A 4,067-nucleotide genomic window follows, 5' to 3' on the forward strand; every position below is an offset into this window, starting at 1 on the left:
GGCCGTGTCGGCCGCCTGGTTCGGCCAGCCGGGCGGCGGCGTGCGGTACCGGACGGTGTATTCGGCCGCCGAGCTGGTGACCCTGGGTCGGCTCGCCGACGTCACCTTCGAGGAGGCACACGGGAACGACACGGAGGGGGAGCGCGGATGAACACCGAGTCGCTCGGCCGCTGGCTGGACGCGGTCGGGGTGCCGCACGAGGTCGTCTCGGTCGGCACCGAGTCCGACGACACGTGGTGCGTGCTGCGCGCCGGGGACGAGGCGGACGGCGGGCCGGTGTGGGAGGTGTTCTGGCGCGAGCAGGGCACCCGCTACGACTGGGCCCGGTTCACCGACGAACACGTCGCGTGTCACTACCTGTTCGGCCGGCTCACCTGGGCCCAGGTCGCCCGCGGCGCGGTGGGCGTGCTGCCCTGACCCGCCGCGGCGACGTCGCTCAGGCCGCGGCGACGTCGGCGAAGCGCTGGCGGGCAGCTTGGCGGCTCACGCCGAGAGCCAGGGCGATGTCGTTCCATGAACGGCCGTGTGCCCGGGCCAGAGCGACGGCTTCGCGCAGTCGGGCTTGGTCCGCGGTCACGGCCTCGGCCGCGTCCGCGATCGTGCGCAGGTCGTCGGTGTGGTCGACCTCGTCCGTGTCGGGGTCGAGGTTGTCGGCGAGCTGCTCGAACCGGGCCGCAGCGAGGTCGAGCTCATCGTCGGTGTGTCGCATCGGTGGTCACCTCCTTCACAGGAACCGTTGGAACTTCGCTCGGAGGAGCATGGCGTGAATGACGACGGGATCGTCACCCTCAAGGCCGAGGACGCCGATCTCCAACAGCGCTCCGGTTGTGACGGTCCGATGAGCATGGTCAGATCCCCGTCCATGCGGATGCGGCGCAACCCGTGGCGGGTGGCATGGCGGATGTCCGCGTCAGCCACTCCGTGCTTGCGCGCTGGGCCACCTATCCGCACCTAGACAACCTACCTTGTCGCGAGGATCGTGTAAAGAAGAGTTGTCTGTGTCAGGGTCGCCCGCGGCGCGGTGGGCGTGCTGCCCTGACCCGCCGCGGCGACGTCGCTCAGTGTGTGCCGGGTTCGGTGTCCGGTTCGGAGAGCAGGGCGAGTGCGGTGTCGTGCAGGAGGCCGTTCGTGGACAGGGCGGAGCCGCCGTCGATGCGGGGTGTTCCGGCCAGGTCGGTGAACCGCCCGCCCGCCTGCTCGACCAGCACCCGCACCGGTGCGACGTCCCAGGTGTTGACGACGGGTTCCACGGCGATGTCCAGTGCGCCCTCGGCCACCAGGCAGTGGTGCCAGAAGTCGCCGAACGCGCGGCTCTCCCAGGTGGCGTCCACCAGCCGCAGGTAGGACTCCCGCCGGTGGTGCTCGACCCACGACCCCAGGTCGGTGGTGGACACGGTGGCGTCGGCGGGGTCGGTGACCCGGGAGACGCCGATCCCGCGCACCCCGGAGCCGTCGGAGAGCCACGCGCCCGCGTCGGCCGCCGCCCACCAGCGTCTGCCCAGCAGCGGTGCGCTGATCATACCGACGACCGGGGTGCCGTCCTCGACCAGCGCGATCAGTGTCGCCCACACCGGCAGGCCGCGCAGGAAGTTCTTCGTGCCGTCGATCGGGTCGATCACCCACACCCGGCCGGGGCCGGTCGTGGACCCGCCGCGTTCCTCACCCGCGACCGCGTCGTCCGGACGGTGCCGGGTCAGCAGGGTGCGGACGGCGTCCTCGACCGCGGTGTCGGCGTCGGTCACCGGGGTCCGGTCGGGCTTGCTGTCCACGGTCAGGTCGAGCGCGCGGAAGCGGGCCGTGGTGATCGCGTCGGCGGCGTCGGCCAGGGCCCGGGCGAGATCCAGATCAAGAGAGTATCGCGACACGGTCACGATGTTTTCATGCCGGCGCGCCGTAAGGTTGGCACGGTGAGCGTGGTCCTACTAGCCGAAGACGATCCGGCGATCGCCGAGCCCCTCTCGCGGGCACTGGAGCGGGAGGGCTACGACGTCTCGGTCGTCGCCGACGGCCCGACGACGCTGGAACGCGCCTCCTGCGGCCGGGCCGATCTCCTGGTGCTCGATCTCGGGCTGCCGGGGATGGACGGGCTGGAGGTGTGCCGCAGGCTGCGAACCGGCGACCCGGACCTGCCGGTGTTGATGCTGACCGCCCGCACCGACGAGGTCGACTTCGTGGTGGGCCTCGACGCGGGCGCCGACGACTACGTCGCCAAGCCGTTCCGGCTCGCCGAACTGCTGGCCCGGATCCGCGCGCTGCTGCGCCGGCGCACCCCGGAGGTGTTGGAGTCGGGCGGGGTGCGGTTGGACGTGGGCGCGCGCCAGGTCACCGTGGACGGTGTCGAGGTCACCCTCGCCAACAAGGAGTTCGAGCTGCTGCGGGTGCTGCTGGCGCACGCGGGGCAGGTGGTGAGCCGGGAGGAGATCCTGGCCGAGGTGTGGAGCGACCTCGATCCGGAGACCTTCCGCACGTCGAAGACGCTGGACATGCACATGTCCTGGCTGCGCCGCAAACTCGCGGTGGACCTCCCCGAGCACGGGGACGGGACCGGCGCTCCCGGGCTCGGCGACCCCGCACCGGCCCGCAGGACGGGCGAGGAGCGGATCGTCACGGTGCGCGGGGTCGGTTTCCGCTTCAACACCGAATGATCAACCGAGCGATGCATTCGAGCGATTCGACCCCGCGTGGGACGACACCGGGACGACACCGAGACGGGACCGGGTGACGTATGCGCCGTCGCATCCTGCTGGCCATCCTGCTCGCCGTGGCTGTCACCGGTGCGGCGCTGGGCATTCCGCTGGGGGTCACCGGCTGGGTGCTGGTGGACAACGTCACCCGCGAGGACCTGGCGTCCAATGCGCAGCGCATCGCCGCGATCCTGGACGACCAGCTGGCCGACGGCCGCCCGCTCGACCTCGACCAGGTCCGGGTGGCCGTGCCGCAGGACGGCGCGCTGACCGTGTACCGGCCCGAGGGGCCGACGCTGCGGCACGGCAGCCCACTCGGCACGGACGTGGTGACCGAGACGGTGCCGATCGCGCAGAACGGCACCGTGGAGCTGAGCATCCCCGCGGGGCCGCTCCGGACCCGGCAGACGCAGGTGGCACTGGCCGTGCTGATGCTGGTGGTGCTGTCGGTGGGGACCGGCACGGTGGTGGCCACGGTCACCGCACGCAAGCTGGCCCGGCCGCTGCGGCACGTCGCCGACCGTGCGGCCCGGCTCGGTGGGGGTGACTTCCGGCCGGACCCCCGCCGGTACGAGGTGGCCGAACTGGACATGGTGGCCGACGCTCTGGACGCCTCGGCCACGGCGCTGGCCCGGCTCGTGCAGCGGGAACGGCAGCTCGTCGGGGACGTCTCGCACCAGTTGCGCAGCCGGCTGACCGCTTTGCAACTACGTCTGGAGACGCTGGCCGAGCACCCCGACACGGACGTCGCCGAGGGGGCGGAGGCCGCGCGGGAGCAGGCCGACCTGCTGGCCGCCGTCCTGGACGACCTGCTCGCCGCCGCCCGCGCGGCCAGTGAGGTCGGCGCGGAACCGGTCGAGCTGGACCGGGACCTCGGCGGGATCGCGGACGAGTGGCGCCCCGTGCTGCGGCGGGAGAACCGTGCGCTGCGGGTGAAGGTGGACGAGGGACTGGTGGTGCGGGTGACTCCCGCCCGGCTGCGTGAGGTCGTCGGGGTGCTGCTCGACAACGCCGTTCATCACGGGGACGGGACCGTGAGCCTCACCGCCCGGCGGGGCGAGGCCGACGGCACGGTGCTGGTGCAGGTGCAGGACGAAGGACCCGGGGTGGGCGACGAGCTCGCCTCGCACGTGTTCGACCGCGGCTTCTCCGGCAGCGGTTCGACGGGCGTGGGTCTGGCGCTCGCCCGCGCGCTCGCCGAGGCCGACGGGGGAAGGCTCGAACTGTCGACGAAGCGGCCCGCCACCTTCACCCTGTTCCTGCGGGTACCCACACCCAGTGACGTGGCGGCCGTGGCCTGGCCGGAGGAACGGACGCCGCGCTGACGCGGGGGCCGGTCGCCGCCCGGGCGGGATCAGCGCCGGGCGGGCACATCGTCACCCG

General features: G+C 72.6%; 6 protein-coding genes. 4 read left to right on the top strand and 2 right to left on the bottom strand.

Annotated features, from left to right (window positions below):
* Window positions 1–151 (top strand): TNT domain-containing protein (locus SACHA_RS24575; protein ID WP_232211884.1); only part of this gene is annotated, 151 nt, incomplete at its 5' end.
* Window positions 148–417 carry a hypothetical protein gene (locus tag SACHA_RS0113710; RefSeq protein ID WP_019810709.1) on the top strand — a complete coding sequence of 90 codons (270 nt, stop codon included), beginning with the start codon at window positions 148–150 and terminating at the stop codon, window positions 415–417. The genes SACHA_RS24575 and SACHA_RS0113710, both read left to right, overlap by 4 nt.
* Window positions 418–436: 19 nt before the next feature.
* Here the strand turns inward: SACHA_RS0113710 and SACHA_RS0113715 are convergent, their stop codons facing one another.
* Together SACHA_RS0113715 and hisN are read right to left on the bottom strand one after the other, a co-directional pair.
* Window positions 437–709, bottom strand: a complete 273-nt coding sequence (locus tag SACHA_RS0113715) for an ECF-type sigma factor (RefSeq protein ID WP_019810711.1) — start codon at window positions 707–709, stop codon at window positions 437–439.
* A gap of 349 nt (window positions 710–1,058) precedes the next feature.
* On the bottom strand, window positions 1,059–1,871 hold the full coding sequence (gene hisN, locus SACHA_RS0113725) for a histidinol-phosphatase (protein ID WP_019810715.1): 813 nt from the start codon (window positions 1,869–1,871) through the stop codon (window positions 1,059–1,061).
* Between the two features lie 9 nt (window positions 1,872–1,880).
* Between hisN and SACHA_RS0113730 the strand changes: the two genes are divergently transcribed.
* A complete protein-coding gene (locus tag SACHA_RS0113730; protein ID WP_028663169.1) occupies window positions 1,881–2,645 on the top strand; it encodes a response regulator transcription factor in 765 nt (254 codons plus the stop codon).
* Window positions 2,646–2,725: 80 nt separating this feature from the next.
* Window positions 2,726–4,009: an ATP-binding protein gene (locus SACHA_RS0113735; protein WP_019810719.1), complete on the top strand. Its 1,284-nt coding sequence runs from the start codon at window positions 2,726–2,728 to the stop codon at window positions 4,007–4,009.
* Window positions 4,010–4,067 lie beyond the last annotated feature (58 nt).

Source organism: Saccharomonospora halophila 8 (genome assembly GCF_000383775.1).
Taxonomy (GTDB): domain Bacteria; phylum Actinomycetota; class Actinomycetes; order Mycobacteriales; family Pseudonocardiaceae; genus Saccharomonospora; species Saccharomonospora halophila.

What these genes read in the sequence shown, in the direction of transcription:
- SACHA_RS0113710 (WP_019810709.1), top strand. Translation starts at nt 148, where the DNA reads ATGAACACCGAGTCGCTCGGCCGCTGGCTGGACGCGGTCGGGGTGCCG.
- SACHA_RS0113715 (WP_019810711.1), bottom strand. Translation starts at nt 709, where the DNA reads ATGCGACACACCGACGATGAGCTCGACCTCGCTGCGGCCCGGTTCGAG.
- SACHA_RS0113730 (WP_028663169.1), top strand. Translation starts at nt 1,881, where the DNA reads ATGCCGGCGCGCCGTAAGGTTGGCACGGTGAGCGTGGTCCTACTAGCC.
- SACHA_RS0113735 (WP_019810719.1), top strand. Translation starts at nt 2,726, where the DNA reads ATGCGCCGTCGCATCCTGCTGGCCATCCTGCTCGCCGTGGCTGTCACC.